The 24,137-nt window shown below is 38.0% G+C and carries 20 protein-coding genes; 5 read left to right on the top strand and 15 right to left on the bottom strand.

Going from position 1 to position 24,137, the window contains the following annotated elements; all coding sequences use genetic code 11:
• The first annotated feature begins 37 nt into the window (after window positions 1-37).
• Window positions 38-1,114 carry an endonuclease gene (locus tag KRODI_RS04365; RefSeq protein WP_013750363.1) on the top strand — a complete coding sequence of 359 codons (1,077 nt, stop codon included), beginning with the start codon at window positions 38-40 and terminating at the stop codon, window positions 1,112-1,114.
• Window positions 1,115-1,228: 114 nt separating this feature from the next.
• On the opposite strand, the gene KRODI_RS04370 is transcribed toward KRODI_RS04365, so the two are convergent.
• From KRODI_RS04370 to KRODI_RS04435, 14 genes are all read right to left on the bottom strand, one after another.
• Window positions 1,229-1,663: a hypothetical protein gene (locus KRODI_RS04370; RefSeq protein ID WP_013750364.1), complete on the bottom strand. Its 435-nt coding sequence runs from the start codon at window positions 1,661-1,663 to the stop codon at window positions 1,229-1,231.
• A 112-nt stretch (window positions 1,664-1,775) separates the two neighbouring features.
• A complete protein-coding gene (locus KRODI_RS04375; RefSeq protein ID WP_013750365.1) occupies window positions 1,776-4,994 on the bottom strand; it encodes a carboxypeptidase regulatory-like domain-containing protein in 3,219 nt (1,072 codons plus the stop codon).
• 172 nt (window positions 4,995-5,166) lie between these two features.
• Complete coding sequence (gene pgi, locus KRODI_RS04380; protein WP_013750366.1) at window positions 5,167-6,777, bottom strand: glucose-6-phosphate isomerase; 1,611 nt, start codon at window positions 6,775-6,777, stop codon at window positions 5,167-5,169.
• A gap of 17 nt (window positions 6,778-6,794) precedes the next feature.
• Window positions 6,795-8,102 (bottom strand): M23 family metallopeptidase, encoded by a 1,308-nt coding sequence (locus tag KRODI_RS04385; RefSeq protein ID WP_013750367.1) that lies wholly within the window; start codon window positions 8,100-8,102, stop codon window positions 6,795-6,797.
• Window positions 8,102-9,040 (bottom strand): tryptophan 2,3-dioxygenase family protein, encoded by a 939-nt coding sequence (locus KRODI_RS04390; RefSeq protein WP_013750368.1) that lies wholly within the window; start codon window positions 9,038-9,040, stop codon window positions 8,102-8,104. Before KRODI_RS04390 ends, KRODI_RS04385 begins: the two co-directional genes overlap by 1 nt.
• Window positions 9,041-9,143: 103 nt before the next feature.
• A complete protein-coding gene (locus tag KRODI_RS04395) occupies window positions 9,144-9,962 on the bottom strand; it encodes a DUF3108 domain-containing protein (protein WP_013750369.1) in 819 nt (272 codons plus the stop codon).
• A 160-nt stretch (window positions 9,963-10,122) separates the two neighbouring features.
• Complete coding sequence (hppD, locus tag KRODI_RS04400; RefSeq protein ID WP_013750370.1) at window positions 10,123-11,283, bottom strand: 4-hydroxyphenylpyruvate dioxygenase; 1,161 nt, start codon at window positions 11,281-11,283, stop codon at window positions 10,123-10,125.
• A gap of 118 nt (window positions 11,284-11,401) precedes the next feature.
• Window positions 11,402-11,875 carry a CCC motif membrane protein gene (locus KRODI_RS15060; RefSeq protein WP_013750371.1) on the bottom strand — a complete coding sequence of 158 codons (474 nt, stop codon included), beginning with the start codon at window positions 11,873-11,875 and terminating at the stop codon, window positions 11,402-11,404.
• An 8-nt stretch (window positions 11,876-11,883) separates the two neighbouring features.
• On the bottom strand, window positions 11,884-13,044 hold the full coding sequence (locus tag KRODI_RS04410) for a homogentisate 1,2-dioxygenase (protein ID WP_013750372.1): 1,161 nt from the start codon (window positions 13,042-13,044) through the stop codon (window positions 11,884-11,886).
• Between the two features lie 163 nt (window positions 13,045-13,207).
• Entirely contained in the window at window positions 13,208-14,455 is a 1,248-nt protein-coding gene (locus KRODI_RS04415) for an NAD(P)/FAD-dependent oxidoreductase (RefSeq protein WP_013750373.1), read from the bottom strand.
• Window positions 14,456-14,476: 21 nt separating this feature from the next.
• A complete protein-coding gene (locus KRODI_RS04420) occupies window positions 14,477-15,481 on the bottom strand; it encodes a 4-hydroxyproline epimerase (protein WP_013750374.1) in 1,005 nt (334 codons plus the stop codon).
• 12 nt (window positions 15,482-15,493) lie between these two features.
• The gene (locus tag KRODI_RS04425; RefSeq protein ID WP_013750375.1) at window positions 15,494-17,206 is read right to left on the bottom strand and encodes a DUF885 domain-containing protein; all 1,713 of its coding nucleotides are present in this window, start codon (window positions 17,204-17,206) and stop codon (window positions 15,494-15,496) included.
• Window positions 17,207-17,212: 6 nt separating this feature from the next.
• Window positions 17,213-18,709 (bottom strand): aldehyde dehydrogenase (NADP(+)), encoded by a 1,497-nt coding sequence (locus tag KRODI_RS04430; protein ID WP_013750376.1) that lies wholly within the window; start codon window positions 18,707-18,709, stop codon window positions 17,213-17,215.
• A 59-nt stretch (window positions 18,710-18,768) separates the two neighbouring features.
• Window positions 18,769-19,683 (bottom strand): dihydrodipicolinate synthase family protein, encoded by a 915-nt coding sequence (locus tag KRODI_RS04435; RefSeq protein ID WP_013750377.1) that lies wholly within the window; start codon window positions 19,681-19,683, stop codon window positions 18,769-18,771.
• 133 nt (window positions 19,684-19,816) lie between these two features.
• Here KRODI_RS04435 and KRODI_RS04440 point away from each other — a divergent pair, with 133 nt between their 5' ends.
• The 4 genes from KRODI_RS04440 to KRODI_RS04455 all read left to right on the top strand — a co-directional run bounded on the left by KRODI_RS04440 (window position 19,817) and on the right by KRODI_RS04455 (window position 23,137).
• Window positions 19,817-20,650 carry an AraC family transcriptional regulator gene (locus tag KRODI_RS04440; RefSeq protein ID WP_013750378.1) on the top strand — a complete coding sequence of 278 codons (834 nt, stop codon included), beginning with the start codon at window positions 19,817-19,819 and terminating at the stop codon, window positions 20,648-20,650.
• Between the two features lie 98 nt (window positions 20,651-20,748).
• On the top strand, window positions 20,749-21,297 hold the full coding sequence (locus tag KRODI_RS04445; protein WP_013750379.1) for a response regulator: 549 nt from the start codon (window positions 20,749-20,751) through the stop codon (window positions 21,295-21,297).
• Between the two features lie 3 nt (window positions 21,298-21,300).
• Window positions 21,301-22,713, top strand: coding sequence for a sensor histidine kinase (locus KRODI_RS15065; protein WP_013750380.1), 1,413 nt, complete (start codon window positions 21,301-21,303; stop codon window positions 22,711-22,713).
• Window positions 22,714-22,717: 4 nt separating this feature from the next.
• Window positions 22,718-23,137, top strand: coding sequence for a response regulator (locus tag KRODI_RS04455; RefSeq protein WP_013750381.1), 420 nt, complete (start codon window positions 22,718-22,720; stop codon window positions 23,135-23,137).
• Here KRODI_RS04455 and KRODI_RS04460 read toward each other — a convergent pair.
• Window positions 23,134-24,135 (bottom strand): metal-dependent hydrolase, encoded by a 1,002-nt coding sequence (locus KRODI_RS04460; RefSeq protein WP_013750382.1) that lies wholly within the window; start codon window positions 24,133-24,135, stop codon window positions 23,134-23,136. The two genes, KRODI_RS04455 and KRODI_RS04460, sit on opposite strands and share 4 nt — an antisense overlap.
• Between the last annotated feature and the right edge of the window lie 2 nt (window positions 24,136-24,137).

Raw genomic sequence — 24,137 nt, forward strand, 5'->3', positions numbered from 1 at the left:
GAATTGCATATTACGAAAAATCTTACATAAAACACAAATGCTTTCAATAAAATTAAAAACCAAGAGATTATTATTACTTGTGATATTGTTTTGTCTTTACGCTTTCGCGAAAGCGCAACAAACCAATAATTATAGAGCCTACACTATCGCATTTTATAACGTAGAAAATCTGTTTGACACCATCAATGACCCTATCACTTATGATGATGATCGCACTCCTGAAGGTAAGGATCATTGGACCGAAAAGATATATCAAGACAAGGTGAGCAACATTGCCCGAGTAATTGCCGATATAGGAAAAGACGTTACAAAAAATAGCCCCGCAATTATAGGCCTCGCAGAAATTGAAAACAGAAAAACCGTAGAAGCGCTAGCTAATGACCCACAATTACTGCCGAGAGATTACGGTATCGTGCATTACGACTCACCAGATAGAAGAGGTATAGACGTAGCACTGTTGTATCAAAAGAGGCTATTTAAGCCATTATTTACTAGTAAACATGAGTTACTCATTTACGAGATTGATAATCCGTCAAAACGTAAGTATACAAGAGATCAGCTTCTGGTATCTGGCCTACTCGATGGCGATATGATTCACATCATTGTAAACCACTGGCCTTCTAGATCTGGTGGAGAAGCAAAAAGCAGGAAAAAGCGTATGGACGCAGCTTCACTTACTAAGAAAATTACAGATAGCTTACAAAACAATGATCCTTATGCAAAGATTATTATCATGGGAGACCTTAATGATGACCCAACAAATGCTAGTGTAAAAAAGGTATTACAAACACAGCGCAAGATTAAAAAAGTAAGAGATAAGGAACTCTATAACCCTATGGAATCTATGTTCAAAAAAGGGATAGGCACGCTAGCGTATCGTGATGGGTGGAACCTCTTTGACCAGATAATTATAAGTGCGCCGCTACTAGATGATGACTACACCTCTTTCAGATATTATAAAGCCGGTATTTACAACAAAAGCTACTTGAGCAACCCCAAGGGTCGCTATAAAGGATATCCTTACAGAAGCTTTGCAAATGGTGGATATACAGGCGGCTATAGCGACCACTTTCCAGTTTATATTTATGTAATCAAGAAAGAATTTGCCGACTAACAGTACACCCTACATGAGAAAGCCCAAAATCAATTTTGATTTTGGGCTTTGTGCCTCCTAGTACCCTTTCGCGAAAGCGTACTAATAACCTTTATAAATATTTAATCATGGCTTTTAAAACCATTGATTCCATGGTATAATTGCTAGCACTGCGATAAGTGCAAGTGTATAAAAGATAGCTATCTTCTTAAATTTAGGTGTAGATAGGCGTTGTTTTTTATGCTTAGAATAACCAATTGTTACAAGCACCACTGCAATAATCATTAAAAATGGATGCTCTACCGCAAGTTGTCTTGCTTGGCTAGAGAGTCCTCCCATACCATTTGCTTTTATAGCTTGCAATCCGTTAGGTGAAACAAACCATAGCACAACACCTATAAGCAGTTGTATGTGCATCGTTATAAGAGTAAATAAAGCTAAGCTCATATCCTTCCCGCCATACTCTTTTTTTCCAAAGAATTTTGTGAGTGCATTAAATGTGGCAACCACAAGAACGATAACTACAAGGTACGCCCAGTACGAATGGACAAATTGAACAACTGAGTACATAAATAAATGGTTTAATAAGTTTAAAGCTCAAAGATAATCCATAAAAACAAAAGCCGCTACTGTTTCCAGTTGCGGCTTTATTATTGCGTATGCAATTATGTGATAATAGCTCTTAGTTAAAGATATAACGAAGACCTATTTGCATTTGCCATCTTGAAGAGTTAAATCCTGCGTCATCAATCTGATTAAGACCTCTTTCTACACCATCATTAAATGTGTATTGTGGAGTTGTTCCGTCATCTGCAAATCCTGCAAAGTTAACAAGAGAAGCGGTATCAAATCCACTTGTAAAGTATCTTCTACCCCAATCCTTGTTAATTAAGTTTGTGAAGTTAAATACGTCAGCAGATAATTGGAAAGCATGTTTCTTCTCACCGAATTGAAGCGCAAAATCTTGAGTAAACTTTAAATCCACTACATGACTCCATCTTGCTCTACTTCTGTTACGTTCAGCAAATTTCCCTCTACGAGTACTTAGGTAATCGTCACCTTCTATGAATGCGTCAAGCGCAGCCCATTGCTCCTCTGCAGTAGCAGTAACGTTACCGTCTCTATCTGTTTGATCTACAAGATTTGCATCTGCAAAGTTTGCAGGAACAAAAGGTAATGCCGTAAAACTTTCACCCGAATCATTGATTAATCGGTTACTGCTTCCACCACCTACAACGTAGCTATATGGAGTTCCTTCAGCCCCTTCATAGAAAAGACCAATTGATGTTTTGATATTTTCTGACCACTTAATATCTACTACTGCATTTGCAAGTGTTCTATGTCCTTGGCTAAAGTCAGAAACTGAAGTTCCAAGTTGGTTAGATCCATTTACACTTTCGTTAAATGCCCAGTTAGAAATATTCTGAGAAGATGTTCCCTCAAACACTGTAGTTGAACGTCCATAAGAATAAGTAGCACTAGCTCTCACATCTACCATTGTAGAGTAAAAATTCTTAGATAATGTAGCAGATGTATTAAATGCCTCACCATCATTCGTGTTAGAGATTAAGAAAATTCCTCCATAAGTACCGTCTACGTCTTGTCCACCATAATTTGCACGGCTTCCAGCTCCTGTAGTCATAAACTGTGGTCCTTCTAGGTTTAAGTTTTCAAGTTGAAGCCCAGTAATCACACTACTGTGAGAAACCTCGGCAGATACTGTAAATCCATTTCCTAATTTTTGATCAACCGCTAAACTCTTTTTAAATACCTGTGGTAATTTAAGATCTTCAGCAAGTAAATCAATGTTTCCTTGGAACTCACCTTCTTGTTGAAATTGGTTGTTTACATCAGGATTGAAATCTGGAACTCCGTCTCCAAAAATTCTTGTGTTTGCTACAACTGTACCAGTATTGTTGTAAGCTCCTCCTGGCCATACTAATGGTATTCTAGATGTAAATAATCCTAGACCCCCACGTATTTGCGTAGTCTTGTCTCCTTTTACATCCCAGTTAAATCCTAAACGTGGAGAGATATGTGCTGTTGTTTTAGGCCCTTGACCTACACGTGCTCCTTGTAAATCTTTTCCTGCAGCTTCTAATAAACCAACAGTTCTTGTGTTGAAGTCAGAGTTTCCTCTTCCATCATCCCAAACAGGTAAATCTACTCTTAAACCAGCAGTCATTTTAAAAGTCTCAGACATTTGTACTTCGTCTTGAGCATAAAATCCTAATTGGAATAAATCAAACTCAGCAGCTCCAACAGAATCATCACCTACTCCACCTAAAAGTGAGTAACTACTACGGAATTCGTTTGCATCATCATTAAAGAAATCCTCTAATGAGTTATAAGTATACTCTCCAAAGTTACGACCAAAGAATACGTTCTTCACTTTACTGTACTCGTTGTGAGTTCCTAAAGTAACTGTATGACGTCCAGAAAATATCTGAAAGTTGTTTGTTAGTGTGAAGATATCTTGCTCAAGTAAGTTTGCTGTTGAGAAAGGCTCAGATCCAGCAAAAATTCTTGCATCACCATCATTGATTTCAATAGTTGGGAAAGGATCGCCATTAATACCTCTATCATCTCGCACTCTTGTGTAACCAAGTATGAATCTGTTTGCATACTTATTACCAAAAGTAGAGTTAAGCTCTAAAGATGCAGTATTTGTATTAGATTCAAAGTTTTGAGCAGCTCCAGTGAAGTTGATTGTTCTTGCACTAGAACGACCTATTCCAAAGAAATCAGCTTTTACCAAGTTGTTACGTAGAGATAACTTATGATTCTCATTGATGTTCCAATCTAACTTGAAAAGAATTTTATTACTTTCTAATGTTCTAGTATTGTTATCAAATGTTCCTGGGTTGTATCCGTATTCATCAATTAAGAATTGCTTAAAAGTTGCAACTCCTTCTAACCCTGAATCTCCTGCGTAGTTACCATCAAATGGTTGTGGAGTTTCATCATTTTGACCTTCATAGTTTACAAAGAAGAATAATTTATCCTTGATAATAGGTCCTCCAGCACGTATACCAAAAGTCTTTGCTGAAAACTCAGCAAGCTTTTCTCTATCGTTATCATCTTCAAAATCACCAGGAGTTTTTCCTGCAAGCGATTCGTTTCTGAAAAGGTAATAAGCAGAACCTTCAAATTCGTTAGAACCAGATTTTGTTACGGCACTAATCGCACCTCCAGCAAAACCTCCAATAGTTACATCATAAGGAGCAACATTTACTTGAAAAGATTCAATTGCATCAATAGAGATTGGGTTTACACCAGTCTGACCTCCATTTGTTCCTGATCCAGAAAGACCAAATGCATCGTTATTTACTGCTCCATCTACATAAAGAGCATTGTAACGATTGTTTTGACCACCAATAGATAATTGGTTATCACCTCTCACCTGTGCTTCAGGAGTAAGACGTGCAAAATCTGAAATAGATCTAGAAATGTTAGGTAACGCATCTACTTGACGTTGACTAATAGCAGTTTCAGATCCAGTTTTGTTAGCATCAAAAATGCTGTTAGGTTGTGCAGTAATTACAATTTCATCTAGAGAATTTGCATTCTCTGCCATTGTAGTACTAACTCTCTTAGTCTCACCAAGAGTAAGTGAAAAACCATTAAGTGCATAATCCTCAAATCCTACGTAAGTAATCGTAACATTGTAAGGACCACCTGGTCTTAAGTTCGTTAGACGGTAAAAACCATCAAAATCTGTTACTGCTCCATACACAGAACCTGTAGGTACGTGTGTTGCAACAATGTTTGCTCCAGGCAATGGACCTTCTGTGTTGTCTAACACACGTCCAGAGATAGAACTTGTCGTTACCCCTTGTGCTAATGACGATACCGTCACTAGAAACATGGCGATCAATGATAAAAATGTAATTTTCTTCATGATATTTGTTAATAATTAGCGCTGCAAAATTACTCTAAATTTGTGGAGTGCCAATATTAACTTAACGTTAACTTATACACGAAAGTTCTTTCATTTTGTAAAACTAAAAAAACCCTTCAAACATTATCCTGAAGGGTTTATTACTAAAATACTAATAATCAATTATTTACTATCATTCCTTATAGTATTTAATTAAATTCTCAGTAGAATTATCATGATTTTCACTTGTTCCAGTACTAAACTCATTAAGCACTTTTTTTGCAAGTTGTTTCCCTAGCTCCACTCCCCACTGATCATAAGAGTATATATTCCAGACAACACCTTGTACAAAGATTTTATGCTCATACATTGCTACCAGTGACCCTAAGCTCTCTGGAGTAAGCTTCTCCCCTAAAATAGTGGTAGTAGGTTTATTTCCTTCAAAAACTTTAAACGGGGTAAGTTCTTCTATACGCTTTCGCGAAAGCGTACTACCTTCAAAATCCTGCTCCACTTGAGATGCCGTCTTACCATTCATGAGTGCTTCTGTTTGTGCAAAGAAATTTGCCATAAGCTTATCATGGTGATCTTGATTACCGTGAAGTGACTTTCTGAAACCAATAAAATCTGCAGGGATTAATTTTGTTCCCTGATGTATCAATTGGAAAAATGCATGTTGTGAGTTTGTTCCAGGTTCACCCCAAATAATATTTCCAGTTTCATAGGTAACGCGGTCACCGTTGCGATCTACACTTTTCCCGTTACTTTCCATAATTGCTTGCTGCAAATATGCCGGAAGCCTATGTAAGTACTGAGAGTAAGGAATTACAGCTTCTGTCTCTGCACCATAAAAATTATTATACCACACACTTAAAAGCGCAGTTATCACAGGTATATTTTGATCAAATGAAGTGTTTTTAAAATGCTCATCCATTTTAAATGCACCATGAAGTAAACCCTCAAAGTTTTTGTACCCCACAGCAAGCGCAATAGATAAGCCTACTGAGCTCCAAAGAGAAAAGCGTCCTCCCACCCAGTTCCACATAGGAAATACATTATCTGAAGAAATGCCGAAGCTAGCAATAGCTTCCTCATTTGTTGACACTGCAACAAAATGGCTGCCAACTGCTTCTTCTCCTAGTTGGTCTACAAACCACTTTCTTACTGTTGTAGCGTTACTCAATGTCTCTTGAGTTGTAAATGTTTTTGATACAATTACAAAAAGCGTTGTTTCTGGATTAAGATCCTTAATAGTCTCCATCACATGATCACCATCTACATTTGATATAAAATGAGTAGTCAAATGGTTTTTGTAAAACTGCAATGCCTCAACAACCATCACTGGCCCCAGGTCAGAACCGCCTATTCCTATATTTACAACGTCTGTAATCTCTTTACCAGTAGCTCCTTTATGCTTACCAGATATCACTTTTTCTGTAAATAGTTCTGTTGATTTCTTTACCTCATCCACATCTTCCTTAGCAAAGGCATCACTCTTTTCATCACGTAATGCAGTATGCATAACTGCTCGATCCTCGGTTGCGTTTATTGCATCTCCTCCAAAATAACTATCAATTGCCTCTTTCAAGCCAACTTCCTCTGCAAGTTGCACAAGAAGATCTCGAGTTTTTGTTGTGATTCTATTTTTACTATAATCTACATATAAAGAATCCCAAATGATTGTGAACTCTTCTGCACGAGCACTATCCTTAAAAAGATCTACTAATAGCGTATCTTTTGTTTCCTTGTAATGCGTTTCTAATGCTTTCCAAGCTGCCGTCGTAGTTGGGTTTATACTTTTCATTAGGTAGGTTCTTGAGATTATAGTTGTTTTTCTTCTGCTTGCTGTTGTGCAAATTCCATTTCTGCTTCAGACATGAATGGGATATTATCTAGTTGACGTCTGAGAGGCTTGCGTATACTATCGTAAATAGGTTTTAAGTGGTCATCTAGCGGTTTTGATGCTGGAAGATCTTCTTTAAAAGGATCCACTTGTTTTCCATTTTTCCAAAAACGATAACACACGTGAGGACCACCAGAATTTCCAGTCATACCTATAGTTCCTATTACATCTCCTTGACGCACAGACTGACCTACTTTTACAGCTCTTTTTTGCATGTGTAGGTATTGCGTATCATAAGTAGCATTGTGGCGTATTTTTACATAATTACCGTTACCTCCACGTCTTTCAGATTTAGTCACCACTCCATCTGCAGTAGCAAGGATAGGTGTTCCTATAGCTCCAGCAAAGTCAGTACCTTTATGTGGGCGTAACTTATAGCCATAATATTTTATACGTCGCTTAAGGTTATATCTAGATGAGATTCTATTGAATTTGAGTGGCCCTTTTAAGAATGCACGACGTAAGTTGTCTCCATTTTCGTCAAAGTAATCAAAACCTCCAGCTAGCGAGTCATTTGCAAATCTAAATGCGTAAATCTCACGTCCCGCATGTTCAAAAAGAACAGCCTTAATTTTACCTACTCCTGCTGGAATAGTATCATTTACAAAGCGCTCTTCATATATTGCTTTAAAGCGATCTCCTTTTTGAAGCTTAAAGAAATCAATAGTCCACGCATAAATATCTGCCATTTTATAAGCGACATTCACACTTACTCCAAGATCATCAAAAGTGGATGATAGATTGCTGTTTATTACTCCAGAAATCTCACGCTCATAAGTTGTTGTAGGATGCTTTTTTGCAGCTGCTTTTACATTTTCTTGAAAATCGACAACAACATAATCCTCTCTATTTTGCTCATAAATAAATACCTGAGCGGCCTCAAGAGAATCTTTTGATTTAAGTAAGACGTATGGCTTTCCTTTTCTAATACGGCGCGTATCAAAAACTGATTTTACAGAATCAGAAATTTCTTCAATTGTAGCATAATCTACATTTGCATCAAAAAGAATCTTCCCAAAACTATCTCCAGATTGCACGGTATCTCGCTCTACAATATAATCATCAAGCACGTAGCCGTACTCCTTAACTACTTCTGGTGGCGCGATATAAATTTCTTCATCTTCTACCGTATCTGAGGTAGCGTCACCGCAAGCAAAAACTAAAAAACTAAAAAAAACTAAAAGATAGTGGTGGTAATATTTCACAAAAAATAAGTTGTCATTCATTATACATCATGCCCCCAGTTTGCAAGCTCTTCTGCAGTCCAGACTTCTGGAAAGAAAATACGTCGCTGGTATTTAGGGTGCATATATTTTGTCCATTCGCTTCCGCCTGTTGCCTCTACCACTTTCTCACCATTATTTAAGTAGTGATTTGCAGCATGATAATGAGACATTACCCAAGTAACATTTACTGTGTAATCGTAGTGACGCATAGCATCACGTAACTTTTGATTCTCACGGACTTCTTGAGGTAAACTTTTAAAGCGGGCATACAAATTTATAGTATTATATTCTTTTGTAAACGCTACAAAGTCGTTTTTATACTTCTCTTCAAAGGCTGTGAGCAAATAAGATTTTTTACCAGTATGATAATCCTTGCCGGCGGCTTGCCAATATAGATGTTCTAACGCATGTTCGTACGGAGTATTGCGGTCTATGCTTTCGCGAAAGCGATTATCTATAAGATTTATTAAATCTGTACTTGCAAATTCGATTTTTCTATACTGTGCACTTTGAAAACCACTGGCAGGAGTAAGGGTTTTTCTAAATTTCATGTATTGCTCGACATCCATTCCTTCTTGCATAATCGAGAAAGAACTTGTGAGCATATCAAAGTAACGACTTATACGTCCTAAGCGAGAGCTAAAAAAATCTACCGTAAGGTTAGGATGATGAGCTACTTGCTCAATCTCCCATAGCACCATTTTAAAAAGTAACTCATTAACCTGATGATACATGATAAAAACATTTTCATCTGGCATGCTCGTTCGTGGCAACTGCAGGCTTAATAATGCATCCGTATGGATATAGTCCCAATAAGTGATAGGCTTACTTTGCAGTAATCCTTCAAGATGATCATCAAGATCTTGATCTATCTTCTCGTACTTATCATCAAGCTGATTGATAATTTTTTCTATGTCTGGCTGAATGGGCTTTTTCATGAGTAGTTATTGGACCGTAAATATTGAGCTTATCAAATACTTCATATATGATAAACATCAACGCTGTGTTGCCTAATTTATTAAGTGGCAATTTACAAAATCCTTAATCAAACACGATCTCAAAAGGATGCTTAAGTCCTTTATAAGCATCTAGATCTGCTTTAAGTGAACCTACAGATAATTCTGCCTTAATACGTAGTGGTATTTTATTATCGTCGTCACTCACCCATATCGTAAGACTTTCTTTTTCTTGAAAAACCCGACCAGACTGTACGAGTGGTCTAAATACTAATGTCTTTACCTTTCCAAACTTCGTACGAATCGTCTCTCTTTCCAAAAAACGCATTTTAAATGGATAATTTTCTCCATCAAAAAACATGGTGAGATTGACTTCATCACCGGCCTTTAGTTCCTCTGTAGTAAGATTGTTACGCAAATAATACATTGCAGAGACCATATCTTGAATGCCTGGTTCTGTATCAATAGTGGTTTTCTTATTTCGCTTTAAATCGTTTATATGTGCTTTATGTGCCACTTGATCAAACTCTATAACTTTATTTTTGGTGTGACCACCCTCATCTATTTTACGTAAAAACTTATATGGCAAATCTGTCTTTTTATCTACCCAACTCTCATAATAGTCCTCTACACCAAAAGCTAAACCCACAATACCTGTAGTCTCACCAAAACCTTTAATGTGATGCACTGGCTTTCCTTTATAAGTAGCATCTTTAATGTCTATAGTAGCATAACCTCCTGTGAGTAGCCCATAGTGCACTCTAAATTTAAGCCATTCTCCCGCTTGATATGTATCCTTGTGTTTCATAACACTATTACTTACTGGCGCCTGCATAAAGGCAGTACTCACAAGAAATACTATCATTATTAATAAGGCAGGTATGTATTTGTTATGTGACTTCATCTTAGGTCGTTATTTGGTTGTACAAAGCATATAATACAATTGTTATTCCAAAAATAGAATAACAAAAAACTCCGTCCTATTTCTAAGACGAAGTTTTAGTTAAATAATTGTAATTGTGTAAATAACAGCGTTACGCTTTCGCGAAAGCGTACTTAAGAAGTTATAAAGTTCCTCTCTGTGCTTGCTCTCTTTCTATAGACTCAAAGAGTGCCTTAAAGTTTCCTGCTCCAAATCCTTTTGCTCCCATACGTTGTATGATTTCAAAAAATAGGGTTGGTCTGTCTTCTAATGGTTTTGTAAATATCTGAAGTAAATATCCATCCTCATCTGCATCTACAAGGATAGAAAGCTCTTGTAAACGTTCTATATCCTCCTTCATCACCTTCATGTGCTCACCCAGTCTTTGTGGGATATCATCATAATACGTTTGTGGTGGTGGTGGTAGAAACTCGATACCACGAGCCTTAAGCTGCGCTACGGTTTTGACAATATCATCTGTTGCAAGTGCGAGGTGCTGTACACCAGCTCCTTCATAAAAATCGAGATATTCTTCTATCTGAGATTTCTTTGCTGCCTCTGCAGGTTCGTTTATCGGGAATTTAATACGGCCGTTCCCATTACTCATCACTTTACTCATAAGTGCCGAGTATTCTGTGTGAATTTGTTTATCATCAAAAGACAAGAAGTTTACAAACCCCATCACTTCTTCATAAAACTTCACCCATGTATTCATCTGGTTCCAGCCAACGTTACCTACCATGTGATCTACATATTTTAACCCTGTAGGCTCTGGATTGTAATCAGACTCCCATTTTCTAAAACCTGGTAAGAATACACCATTATAGTTTTTACGTTCTACAAACATGTGTACCGTTTCTCCATACGTATAGATTCCTGCGCGTACCGTTTCTCCATGCTCATCTGTTTCTACAAATGGCTCGCAATATGACTTTGCTCCACGTTTTGTAGTTTCTTCATAAGCACTTCTTGCATCTTCTACCCATAAAGCAACCACCTTTACACCATCACCATGCTTTACAATGTGATCGTTTATTGGCGACTTACTGTTAAGTGGCGTCGTTAGTACGATGCGTATTTTATCTTGCTTAAGCACATAACTCACCTCATCACGGGATCCCGTCTCAAGACCTTTGTAAGCATATGATTGAAAACCAAATGCCGTTTTATAAAAGTGAGCTGCTTGTTTTGCATTACCCACATAAAACTCTACGTAGTCTGTCCCTAAAAGCGGAAGAAAATCTTGCGCTCCTTCAAATATTTTTTCTAATCCGTAGTCTACAGATTTTAAGTCTTTGCTCATAGTTGTTACTTTTCGGTGAAGTTAGATTAAGCTATTACTTCACTATTAATACTAATTTATAAGTCTTCTGCCGTAGCAGATTATTATTTGTTTTTGTTACGCTTTCGCGAAAGCGTAATTAATCAATACTATCTCTTTCTGGAAATACCTCGTTTAAGAAAATTGAATCTGTACTTATAGAATCTACTTCTTCTTCCATAAAAACATCATCATTAAAGTCATCTTCGTACTCCCAGTTGTTATCTGTATTGTATGCGTCATTTGTAAAATCATCAAATGCTCCTGTCATGCCCGCAACTCCTAAAAATGCAAGTGCTCCTATCACGATAAGTAAGAATAATGCATTTAAGATGATGGAAATGATATTGAGAACTCGTGCTATGGAAACGTTACTCCTGCTTGATTCAGAAAACTCTTCTGGATTTAAGCGATAGAGTTTCATGCTCTTATTTGCCATCACAAGTCCTGCGATACTTAAGCCTAATGGAATGATTGCTGTAAATCCATAACAGCAGCAACCGGCAATACCTATCACGAGGCCAACGATTCCTAATATTAAGGCAGACGGATCTGCAGGTAATTTATTTTGCATATTGATGTTTAGTGGTCTAGCCAGCTTTGATAATAACTCTCGTCTGCAATTGTCATAGCATCTTTACAAACCATAAGTGGTTTAAAAGTATCTACCATCACTGCAAGCTCTTCCGTTCCCTCTTTTCCTATACTCTTCTCTGCAGTTCCTGGGTGCGGACCGTGAGGAATCCCTGCTGGGTGTAAAGAAATATGTCCCGCCTCTACATCTGTGCGGCTCATAAAATCACCGTCTACATAGTACAACACCTCATCACTATCTATATTACTATGATTGTATGGCGCTGGAATACTGAGCGGGTGATAATCATACTTTCTAGGCACAAAACTACAGATTACAAAGGCATCTGTTTCAAATGTTTGATGCACTGGAGGCGGCTGGTGGATGCGACCAGTAATAGGCTCAAAATCGTGAATTGAAAAAGCATATGGATAGTTATACCCGTCATATCCTACCACATCAAATGGATGAGAAGCATATACCATCTCAAAAATATCGTCTTGCTTTTTCACCTTGATTAAAAACTCCCCTTTCTCATCGTTAGTTTCTAACTCGTAAGGCTGTCTTAAGTCGCGCTCACAAAATGGAGAGTGCTCTAGCAGCTGTCCAAAATAATTACGGTAACGCTTAGGAGTATAAATAGGTCTGCGCGACTCTACTATAAAGAGTCTATTATCATCCGTATCAAAATCTACCTTGTAGATAACTCCTCTAGGAATGAGTAAGTAATCTCCATATTTAAAATCAAGATTTCCTAAGTGTGTACGCAATTTTCCAGTGCCTTTATGAACAAAAATAAGCTCATCTGCATCTGTATTTTTATAAAAATAATCTTGTGTACGTTCTTGGGGAGCAGCAAGTATGATAGTACAGTCGCTATTAGTAAGCACGGCTTTCCTGCTTTCTAAATAATCTTTTTCTGGCTTTATTTGAAAACCACGAAAACGATACGATTGCATGTTATTCTCCTTTGCAATTTCTGGTTTTACCGAGTATTGCTTGCGTATTTCCTTTACTTGCGTAGGTCTGTGTACGTGATAGCTATTTGTACTCATCCCGTCAAAACCTATGGTACCAAACAATTGTTCGGAATATAATGAACCATCTGGTTTACGAAACTGAGTGTGACGCTTATGAGGGATATCTCCCAACTTATGATAAAAAGGCATTGTTGTGTTTTTAGATTGTCTTAAAGTTACTCAAAATCAAGTAAAGCAATCTATTCTGGGTTCCTCTTTATGAGGAAATTAAGAAGTATAGGTAAGTTTATCCAGCCTTGTGCGTTCATGAGCGTAAATATAGGGGATTTTTACCGTGTTGTAAAAATGGAAATTAGAAAGTTCTATCTGGATGAAACATAGCCATATCCATACAAGGTGTTACCTCATCTACAATTTCTTGAACTAACTTCCCTGTGCTAGGTCCTAACGTCCATCCCATCATCGCATGACCCGTAGCGATAGTGAGGTTTTTACATTTTGAGCTTTTACCTATATATGGCATTCCATCTGCAGATACTGGTCGCAAGCCACAGGCAGCAACAGCTTTTTCTTCTGCTGTAATATGTATTTCTGGAAAATACTTATTGACACCATCTGCAATAGCGTCTACTCGAGCCTTATTAATTGTGTGATTGATTCCAGCAATTTCCATCGTTCCTGCAAAACGTGTAAATCCATTCATTGGAGTTATTGCCACTTTTGCTTCTGCAAGTATAGATGGATAGGTAATTCCTGTTTCTTTGGTGGTTTGGACACGATATCCTTTTCCAGCCTGAAGTAGTAGGTTAATGTTTAGCTTTCGCGAAAGCGTACTTGTCCAACTTCCTGCTGCCATCACAACCTCATCTGCTTTAAGAACTTCTTTATCTGTCTTTACACTGATAATTTTACCATTATTGACTTCTAAATCAATCACCTTCTCCTCTTGTCGAATGACAACGCCTTTAGATAAAAGATGCGCTTTCATTTCTTTCATAAATTCGCCAGGAGTACTGTGATAATCACACTCAAAATACGAGGCGCCCACTACATCAAGGGTGGCATCTGGCATCATCTTCTTAACATCTAGCGCAGAAATAGTTTTTGCACTTAGCCCTTCTTTTATTGCAATTTGCACAAGTTCGTCCTCGTGATGAAGTGTTGCTTCTGTTTGGCAGAGCATAAGCAAACCTTTTTTTTCTAAGTGAAAAGAAAATCCTTCTTCTTGTTTGATCTGATGATATAAATCACGACCCTGTACCGCAATTTCTTTCATTACGGGCACAGCGCTATTTACATGTTTCTGAGTACACGACCTGTTAAAAGCTAGCGACCATTTTAAAAAATCTGCTTCAAGACGCGGCTTAATATACAGCGGACTCTTTTTATTAAACATCCACTTTATTCCTTGCCTCATGACACCGGGAGCTGCTAGCGGCACAAGGTGACTAGGCGACATATATCCAGCATTTACATAACTCGCGCCGCCATCCATTTTAGATTGGTCTATTACCGTAACATGATGCCCAGACTTCTGTAGAAAATAGGCACAACTTAACCCTATAATCCCTCCACCTATGATGATAACATTTTTTGCCATAAATACTTCTTTTATCCAATGCTATATTACAGAAAACCCTAAAGCATAGGGATCTTCCTCGTCTATGGTAATGGTATTATGTCCATATATTCTTGCCCATCCTTGTATGCTAGGTACAATGGCTTTTTGATCACCTATCCATGTTTCTTTTGTTACACGACCTATAAATTTTGAACCTATAAAACTTTCGTGTACAAAAGGTTCTCCTACTTTTAATTTCCCTTTTGCATATAATTGTGCGAGACGAGCCGAAGTTCCCGTACCACAAGGGCTGCGATCAATTGCTTTATCTCCATAAAAAACAGCATTGCGCCCATCTGATGTTACATCTATAGGGTTACCCGTCCATAACATATGAGTGACATCCCTTATGGTCTCATTTTCTGGATGGATAAACTGATTAGGATATTGCTCATTAATACGCTCACGCACTACTTGGCTCATTTGTATAATCTGACCAGCCGTAAAATCGTGTACGCCAAGAAAATTCTCTTGCGGATCTACAATTGCGTAATAATTGCCACCATAAGCAACGTCAAACGAAATCTCGCCTAGACCTGGGCAATCAACGGTTAAATTTTCGGCAGCCAGAAAAGAGGCTACGTTTGTGAGACGCACCCAGTCTACTTTATTACCCGTTTGTTGGTATTCAATTTCAACTAATCCTGCTGGGGCTTCCATTTTAATAATGCCAGGTACTTTAGGTGTGATGATCCCTTCTTCTATTGCAATTGTTATCGTCCCGATAGTTCCGTGACCACACATAGGCAGACATCCTGAAGTCTCTATAAAAAGAATAGAGAAATCATTTTCGGGATCATGCGGAGGGAATAAGATACTCCCGCTCATCATGTCATGACCGCGTGGTTCAAACATCAATCCTTTGCGTATCCAGTCATACTCTCTGAGAAAGTGCTGTCGCTTCTCGCTCATCGTTGCTCCTTTAAGATCTGGCCCGCCATGAGCAACAAGTCTTACAGGATTTCCGCAGGTGTGTGCATCTATGCAAGTAAAAGTGTGTTTCATATTAAATAGTTGCTAACTATTTTTCTCAATCCAGTGTTTCACTCGTCTTTCAAGTATAGCGAGTGTTACCGTTCCTTGCTCTAAGATAATCTCATGAAATTCTCTAATGTCAAACTTAGCACCTAGCTCTTTCTCTGCTAGTGTTCTTAATTCTCTTATTTTGAGTTCGCCCATTTTATAAGCAAGCGCTTGTCCTGGCCATGAGATATACCTATCTGTCTCCGTATTAATTTCATGTATGGAAAGCGCTGTGTTCTCAGACATATAATTTACCACTTGCTCCCTTGTCCATCCTTTTGCGTGTAATCCAGTATCTACCACAAGTCTGCAAGCACGCCACATCTCATAAGTGAGTTGTCCAAAACGTTCATACGGTGTTGTATATATTCCCATTTCGGCAGCTAAATATTCACAATACAATCCCCATCCCTCACCATATGCATTTACATACATATTTTTTCTAAATGTTGGAATGCTATCCCCCAGCTCTTGATTAAGCGATCCTTGTAAGTGATGCCCAGGAACGGCTTCATGAACTGTAAGTGATGGCAGCACATACACCGGACGACTAGGTAAATCATAGGTGTTTACCCAGTAGTATCCAGGATTTGTGCTTCCTTTTGCACTACCTACATATCGTCCTGTTGTATACTTTGGAGCAATTGCATCCGGTACTGGCGCCACTCCGTATGGTTTGCGAGGTAAGGTTTTAAAAAATCGAGGTAACTGAGCATCTGCTCTTTTTGCCATGTCGCGAGCAATCATAAGCAGTTCCTCTGGAGAGGTAGCATAAAATTGTTTATCTGTACGCAGAAACTGTAAAAAATCTGCAAAGGATCCTTCGAGGTTTACTTCCATAATAATTTTCTGCATTTCGGCTTTAATGCGTTCAACTTCAGCGAGTCCTTTGTTATGCACCTCATCTGCAGTGATATCTAGGGTGGTGTAATAATTTATTCTGTTTTGATAATATGCTTTTCCATTGGGTGTTTCTGAAACTCCAAGTGTAGTGCGCGTTTTAGGGAGATATTCTCTTTCAAAGAATGTTTTAACCCTTTCAAAAGATGGAACAACTTGTTGTTCTATTACCCTTCTAGCAGCTACCAATAGCGAATCTCTTTGCGAGCCTGAGATTGAACTTGGTAAGTTTGAGAATGGTTCATAATAGAAGCTATCTTTATAATTGGCTACAATTTGTGAATCATACGTACTCTCATATCCATTAAAAATTACGCGCGGCTGTGAGACACCTTTTGCAACTCCTTCTCTCAACAATGGCAAATATTGATCTACAACTTCTGGTAACGCTTTCAGCTTATTGAGGTATGAAACCGCTTGCTTATACGTACTTATGGGACGCACCATATAATTCCAACTACTATGAAAACCCGAATCTGACAACAGCGGATTTAAATAGCTTTCATATTCGTAGTAATCTACCGTTTCCTGAAGTTTAAACTTCAAAAGTTCTAGAGATATACGCTCCGTCTCAGACAATGTTTCTGATGATATAGCTTGTAGTTTTTTAAGTTGTGCTTTCGCGAAAGCGGACTCCTTTTCAAACCGTTCTTTTGAAAATACACCCATAGGATGCTCTTCTGCTAAATCATCTTGCCACTTGAACTCCTGACTATCTTCTATAATTTTTGCAAGCTGCTCCGAAGAATTCTGAGCGCAAACATTTATTGAAATACAGAAAACAAGCAGTATAATTATATGCTTCATAAAGTATTATTTTAGATAATCTGGCAACAGCGTGGAAGGAAAGTCTTGAAAACTAAAAGGTCTCACCCAACGCAAAATACTATGATTCCCTACCGCCGTAAAGCGACTATCTGTACTTGCTGGATATGGTCCTCCGTGTGTCATGCCATCTTCTACCGCAACTCCTGTGGGAACTCCGTTGTAAATGATGCGACCTACCTTGTCTTGTAAAGCTAGTGTAATATCTTGTAATGTTGCAACCTCTTCATCTTGAGCAATAAGAGTAGCCGTAAGCTGCCCTTCTAGATTTTCTATAATCTTTAATAACTCGGCTTCATCTTTTGCAAGCACAACCATAGAAAAAGGACCAAAAACTTCTTTGTGCAGCTGAGAATTATTGATAAAATCTACACCTTTTACAACTGCTAGTGTGGGAGCTGCATGGTTTTCTTTACTGCTCTTAGTACTCATCACAAAAGTGACTTCAGGTACTTTTTCCATTTCTTTCTCTCCGCTAGTAAATCCAGATTGTATACGTGGATGCAACATGCATCCTTCCTCTACCTTGCTCAGATTATTTGCTAGATCATTTACAAAAGCTTGAGCTTCATCACTAGCAACGGTAATAATTAGTCCTGGATTTGTACAAAACTGGCCTACACCTTGCGTAATAGAACCTGCATATGTTTCGGCTATTTGAGAGCCTCTACTTTTTAAAGCCTCCTGCGTTATAATCACTGGATTAATACTTCCCATCTCTGCAAAAACTGGAATAAGAGTATCTCTTTGTGCCGCGAGATTGTACAGTGCACGACCACCAGTATGACTACCCGTAAATCCAACTGCTTTAATTGCCGTGTGTTTTACGAGTTGCTCTCCTACTTCAATACCCGCACTATTAAGATTAGAAAAAACACCCTCTGGCATTCCTGTTTTTTGTGCAGCTTTTATAATAGTAGTTGCCACCATCTCTCCTGTACCAGAATGCATAGGGTGAGATTTTACAATAACAGGACATCCAGCTGCAAGCGCACTTGCAGTATCACCACCAGCCGTAGAAAAAGCCAGCGGAAAATTACTAGCCCCAAAAACTACCACAGGCCCTATAGGAATCAATGCTTTTTTAAGTCCGCTGGTGTTACCAACTCCTATAGGATTACGCCACTTGTCTTGTGACACTAACTCTGCAAACATTCTAAGCTGCCCTAAGGTTCTGCCTAGCTCTCCTTGTGCCCTACCTTCTGGCAGACCGCTTTCTTGCGTATACATATCTGTAAGATCTGAGCCAAGAGCCTCTATCTCGTCTGCAATAGTATTTAAAAAGCTTGCGCGTTTACTTCCTTTTATTTGACTGTAGGGATGAAAAGCGTTGTGAGCAAGCGCGCAAGCTGTGTCTATTTCTTGTTGAGTAGCCTCGTAAAATGCGGTTGGATTTTCCTTATTTAATTGAGGATTTATAGTTTTATAGGTAACGGCGCCCTTAGCACTCTGTGTAAAACCTATTTGATTCTTTCCTGTAATCATAATACTTTAATTTTTTGCTGATGCAGAGCAATACTTAAACAATGATCTTATCTGTAACATTATAAGTTTTTATAGGCAGGCAAACTAGGTCTACTAGCCATTCCACTTTTTATTACTTGCAAGACATGTTCTCTCTCATCTCCAGAAAGTGGCAGCCTAGGTTTACGCACATCTTCTGTCCCTATTCCAGTGTGGACCTCTGCAAGTTTTATGTTTTGTACCAGTTTAGGGTTTATATCTAATTCTAGTAGTGGTAAGAACCAGCGATAAATCTCAATTGCTTCTTTAATTCTACCAGCCTTTTGCAGCTCGTATATTGCTACAGTCTCTGCTGGAAAAGCACATACTAAACCTGCGACCCAGCCATCTGCTCCCATCAATAATGACTCTAGCGCTAGTGTATCAACGCCAGTCATTATTTTAAGCCTATCTCCAAAGTTATTTTTAATGCGTGTTACATTGGAAATATCGCGAGTACTTTCTTTTACAGCTTGAATATTATCATGTTTTAGCAAGGTCTCAAACATGTTAAGAGTGACCTCTATTTTATAATCTACAGGATTATTATAAATCATGATAGGTAAGCTAGTACTACTTGCAACATCTTGAAAATAAGTAACCACTTCAGCATCTCCTGCATTATATCGCATAGGAGGAAGCATCATAAGGCCACTTGCTCCATCTTCCTCAGCTTTCTGTGCGGCAGCGATGGCTCCTTTTGTAGATTGCTCCGCAATATTTATCATAACCGGTACGCTACCATTTACAAGTTTTACCGTCTCCGTAGTAAGTGTGCGCTTTTCATGATCTTCTAGAGTACTTGCCTCCCCTAGTGTGCCACCTAGTACAATACCGTGCACTCCCGCGTCAAGTTGGGCTTTGATGTTTACAGCAAACATGTCAAGATCCAGCTCGTCTTTTTTTGTGAATTTTGTCGTGACCGCAGGCATGACACCTCTCCATTCTATACTCATAATGATATTATTTTGGTCAAAGATAATGGCGCTATAAGCCTAAGATTAAATACTGTTTTATCCATCACTAATAGTATATTATCCAAATTAATTTGACTTGCTAATTATTTAAAACAAAAAAGTACCTTTAAATATGCGTGTACTTCCTTTTAAAATTCCGAAGCCCAGCAATTCTGCTATTCTATTTCAAGTAGATCAAGGTGTTTTATACAATGCACTCCATCATCATGAGGAAATCCAAATAAGCTACATTAAGAAAGGAACGGGAACTCTAGTGGCAGGAGATACTGTTCATTCATTTTCGGCTGGAGAGGTGATTGTTTTAGGCAGCTTTCAGCCCCACGTATTTAATAGTGACACTGCAGATTGCTTGATGTATTCTGTATTTTTTAGTACAGTATCTTTTGGCGATATATTTTTACAACTAGAAGAAGGAAAAGGTATTGCGGATTTTAACGCTTTTGCGAAAGCGGGATTTAAAACATCTATCACTCCTGAAATTGCCTCTTTATTCCAGCATATAAACACGGCTCAAGGAATGCATAGATTAGGGCATTTTATAGACCTAATTACTGTCTTGAAAATTAAGAAAAGCATCTCACTCTCAACGTTTATTTATGAACGTCATATTTCTGAAAAAGATGGAAAACGCATGAGCGCAATCTTTGACTTTACACTAGCAAATTACAGACGAGAGGTGCATTTAAATGATCTCGCATCCTTAACATCTATGACGCCTCATAGCTTTTGCAAGTATTTTAAACAGCGTACCAATAAGTCATATTTTAGCTTTCTTACTGAAGTTCGCATTGCACATGCTTGCTCCTTACTAGAGGCTCAACAAGAAATTTCTATAGCAGATGTTGCAGATCGCTGCGGTTATAAGACCTTGTCGCATTTTAATAAAAGCTTTAAAAAATTGATGAAAATCACTCCTAGCGCCTATAGAAACAAGAATAGATTGTAATTATTTCTATTTTTCCTTTCTTAGATATTTATAAAAATGTTAAGAAACCTACGATATAATATCTCATATCTTTACATAAACAACCTAGACTAACCAAAATGATTGATACTCCACTACGCATACTTATTGTAGAAGACCTAGTATCTGATGCTTTTCTCGTACAAAAACAGATTAAACGCTTTTGTAACAATGTTGAAATCAGCATCTCAGACAAAGAGCTTTCACTCGCTGTAGCTCTCAAACAGTTTTTACCAGACATCGTGGTAAGTGACTTTAATCTTGAGGGATTTACTGGGTTTGATGTGATTAAACAAGTCAAGGAATTTAATAGTGAGATCCCTGTGATTATTATTACAGGAAACCTTAATAACGAAGAGAAAGCAGCAGAGCTTATCTTACAAGGTGCTTCTGGATTTTTCTTGAAAGAAAATCTTCAAAATTTACAACAAAAACTACAACCGCTTTTTGAGAAATTTATTTCAGAAAAGCAAGAGCTTATCACACGTTTAGAAAGACAACGTGAAAAAGATGCTAGAGAGCGCGAGCTTACAGATTACTTGCGTCATCATGACTTTGAAGCTTACGAGCACAAGGAAGCAATAGAATCACTTAAAGACAAAGTTCTCAAATTTTTATCCATAAAATAATCTATGGATACTACTGAATCTAAAAATATAGTCAGGTCTCTTTACTTAAGTTTTTTTTCGACGCTTGCTGTAATTGTTTTAGTTACGCTCTTATATCTCGCGTCACAGTATTCTCAAAAATGGATTGTTCACGCAAATGAAACAACCACTCAAATACACAATGTATCTGAGACATTATTGAAAGCTGAGAGTATGCTACGAGGGTATTTAATTAGTAAAGACCCGGAATACCGTATTGATTACAAAGTTCAAATAGCGAAATTGAGAGGTGAGATTGATCAACTCAAAAAAAAGACGCTAGATAACCCTTCTCAGCAAGAAAACTTAAGAAAGTTTGAAGCACTGGTAAATGAGCGCGTATTGGGTATGGATAACAATATGGAGAATTATGTCCTCCGTACTCCAGAAGAAAATAGAAAACGCACCGGAAGAACAGAAACATTAAGACTTATAGATGCTATTAATAATATGCGTGATATTATGCTTATTGAGGAAAACGCACTCCTTCTTGAGCGTAAGTCTACATACGACACTATTTACGTCTTAAGTCTCATTGCATTGTCAATAGCCCTGTTATTAATGCTATATAACGTATATGCTGTAAGAAAAAGGCTTATACCACTCTTCATAAAACTTGCAGAAAATAATGACGCTCTAATAGAGTTAGTGCATTCTCGAGATCAAGAAATTGCTCTCAAAGAAGCTCAAATGGAAATGAATGAAGATCTCATTCACCAGATGGAAGACAAGAACAAACAGCTCAACCAGTTTGCCTATATAGCCTCTCACGATTTGCAAGAACCCCTGCGCACGGTAGATAACTTTATCGCGCTTTTTGAAGAAGATTATGGTGAGAAATTAGACGGTGAGGCTGGCACATATTTTAACTTTATAAAAGGGGCTACGGCACGTATGAAAAGTCTGATTACCGGCTTACTCAATTATAGTAGACTGGGCCGCTCTGGGACGCGTTCAAAAATAGACCTCAATAAACTTTTAAACGATATTAATGCAGACTTAGGCACTCGTATAGAAGAGAGTGGAACAGTTATTACTAAGGACACACTCCCTACGGTATCTGGTTATCCTGTAGAATTACGACAGCTTTTTGTAAACTTAATAACAAATGCCATCAAGTTTACTCCTCCAGAACGCTCTCCAAAAATTCATATAAGTGTAAGCGACTCGAGACTATATTATACGTTTAAAATTTCTGATAACGGATTAGGTATTAAAAAAGAGCACTTAGATAAGGTATTTAATATGTTTACACGCCTCCACAGTGCAAAAGAATATGAAGGAACAGGTATAGGTCTTGCCTTCTGTCAAAAAATTGTAGAATTACACAAGGGAAAAATAAGTGTTGCATCTACCGTAGGTGAGGGCAGCACATTTACATTTACTTTAAAAAAATAATAGTATGCAACCACTAAGAGAGATATTACTTATAGATGATTCTGAGTCTGATAATTTTGTACACTCACGTGTAATAAAAAAGGCACAAGTGACTGCAAAAGTGACTATCAAATATTCTGGCGAGGAAGGACTTACTTATCTTAAAACTCTTATAGATGAAGATTACCCACGTCCTGATCTTATTTTCTTAGACATCAATATGCCAGGCATGGATGGTTTCGAATTTTTAGAGCATTATGAAGACTTAGAAGATGTGCAAAAAGCAGGAGTAGTGATTGCGATGCTTACGACCTCTACATCTCCAGTAGATAAAAAGAAGGCCGAAAAGTATGACCTATTGCAACATTTTGATAACAAACCGCTTACTCAAGAAAATCTTCTTAAAATTTTAAAAGAGCAATTTCCAGGACGTTTTGACGATTAATTCCCTTTAATCCTTGTCCATAGATTACCCAAAACGGCATCCATGTTTGACGTGTCTGGGCGATCTTCTGTGGCGGTGATGGTACCATTATTTTCCTCTAGCATGTATCTAAAAACAAACTGAGGATTATCTGGATCTATAGTGATAAGTCCAAAGCGGAGGTCATTATAAATCCACTCATTTTGATTTCTTTCTAAAATATACCATCCTTCAGAAATGGTTATAAGCCTTTGTACTTCTGACGTATTGATAAGCGCTTCACTTTCTGAGCGCTTTTTAGGATATGCCTTAAAAGTAATAGGCTTGGAGTCAAGCAGAGAGTAATCACCTATAAGATAATTTTCACCTGCATCTACGTTTATATTCCACAACACAGTATTCATTGGGGCTGGACGCGTTGAAATTTGAGTATATGCTATTTGCTGCTGCTCAAGATTTTGAACCACCTTTTGATGTGCGATATACTTTATTACAACCGTTAATAATAAATATGCAGTGCTTATGTAAATGCCAAGGTTGTTAGTACGCTTTCGCGAAAGCGTACCACATTTTCTAGTAGCTGCAATAAGAACACATATTAAGAAAGGCACGGTATACAATGGATCTATAACAAAGATGCTATTAAAAGCTACTCTCCAGTTAAATGGCCAAAATATTTGTGTTCCCCATGTAGTAAAGGCATCTAGCAATGGATGTGTAAAAAGACCCCAGAAAAAAAGCTTTGACCATCCTTGCCATCCTACATCTGATCTTTTCTTGAGCTGATGAACAAGCCATCCAAGCAAGGGTGCTGCGAGAATAGAAAATACAATACTATGGCTAAAGCCACGGTGCATCTCGGTCGCCGTGATAGTATCTGTAAGATATCTCCATACTATATCAAGATCTGGTATGGTACCCGCTACGGCTCCCCAGAGCATTGCTCTATTACCTATCTTTTTACCAAGTACCGCCTCGCCTACTGCGGCACCAAGGACTATCTGAGTTAAACTATCCATAC

It is taken from the genome of Dokdonia sp. 4H-3-7-5 (assembly GCF_000212355.1).
In the GTDB taxonomy this organism is placed as follows: Bacteria; Bacteroidota; Bacteroidia; order Flavobacteriales; family Flavobacteriaceae; genus Dokdonia.

Excerpts from the sequence above, each read along its gene's own strand:
- KRODI_RS04445 (WP_013750379.1), top strand. The coding sequence starts at position 20,749 with ATGATTGATACTCCACTACGCATACTTATTGTAGAAGACCTAGTATCT.
- KRODI_RS04460 (WP_013750382.1), bottom strand. The coding sequence starts at position 24,135 with ATGGATAGTTTAACTCAGATAGTCCTTGGTGCCGCAGTAGGCGAGGCG.
- KRODI_RS04425 (WP_013750375.1), bottom strand. The coding sequence starts at position 17,206 with ATGAAGCATATAATTATACTGCTTGTTTTCTGTATTTCAATAAATGTT.
- KRODI_RS04455 (WP_013750381.1), top strand. The coding sequence starts at position 22,718 with ATGCAACCACTAAGAGAGATATTACTTATAGATGATTCTGAGTCTGAT.
- KRODI_RS15060 (WP_013750371.1), bottom strand. The coding sequence starts at position 11,875 with ATGCAAAATAAATTACCTGCAGATCCGTCTGCCTTAATATTAGGAATC.
- KRODI_RS04440 (WP_013750378.1), top strand. The coding sequence starts at position 19,817 with ATGCGTGTACTTCCTTTTAAAATTCCGAAGCCCAGCAATTCTGCTATT.
- KRODI_RS04385 (WP_013750367.1), bottom strand. The coding sequence starts at position 8,102 with ATGAATGACAACTTATTTTTTGTGAAATATTACCACCACTATCTTTTA.
- KRODI_RS04395 (WP_013750369.1), bottom strand. The coding sequence starts at position 9,962 with ATGAAGTCACATAACAAATACATACCTGCCTTATTAATAATGATAGTA.
- KRODI_RS04390 (WP_013750368.1), bottom strand. The coding sequence starts at position 9,040 with ATGAAAAAGCCCATTCAGCCAGACATAGAAAAAATTATCAATCAGCTT.
- pgi (WP_013750366.1), bottom strand. The coding sequence starts at position 6,777 with ATGAAAAGTATAAACCCAACTACGACGGCAGCTTGGAAAGCATTAGAA.
- KRODI_RS04375 (WP_013750365.1), bottom strand. The coding sequence starts at position 4,994 with ATGAAGAAAATTACATTTTTATCATTGATCGCCATGTTTCTAGTGACG.
- KRODI_RS04370 (WP_013750364.1), bottom strand. The coding sequence starts at position 1,663 with ATGTACTCAGTTGTTCAATTTGTCCATTCGTACTGGGCGTACCTTGTA.
- KRODI_RS04410 (WP_013750372.1), bottom strand. The coding sequence starts at position 13,044 with ATGCCTTTTTATCATAAGTTGGGAGATATCCCTCATAAGCGTCACACT.
- KRODI_RS04430 (WP_013750376.1), bottom strand. The coding sequence starts at position 18,709 with ATGATTACAGGAAAGAATCAAATAGGTTTTACACAGAGTGCTAAGGGC.
- KRODI_RS04415 (WP_013750373.1), bottom strand. The coding sequence starts at position 14,455 with ATGGCAAAAAATGTTATCATCATAGGTGGAGGGATTATAGGGTTAAGT.
- KRODI_RS04420 (WP_013750374.1), bottom strand. The coding sequence starts at position 15,481 with ATGAAACACACTTTTACTTGCATAGATGCACACACCTGCGGAAATCCT.
- hppD (WP_013750370.1), bottom strand. The coding sequence starts at position 11,283 with ATGAGCAAAGACTTAAAATCTGTAGACTACGGATTAGAAAAAATATTT.
- KRODI_RS04435 (WP_013750377.1), bottom strand. The coding sequence starts at position 19,683 with ATGAGTATAGAATGGAGAGGTGTCATGCCTGCGGTCACGACAAAATTC.
- KRODI_RS04365 (WP_013750363.1), top strand. The coding sequence starts at position 38 with ATGCTTTCAATAAAATTAAAAACCAAGAGATTATTATTACTTGTGATA.
- KRODI_RS15065 (WP_013750380.1), top strand. The coding sequence starts at position 21,301 with ATGGATACTACTGAATCTAAAAATATAGTCAGGTCTCTTTACTTAAGT.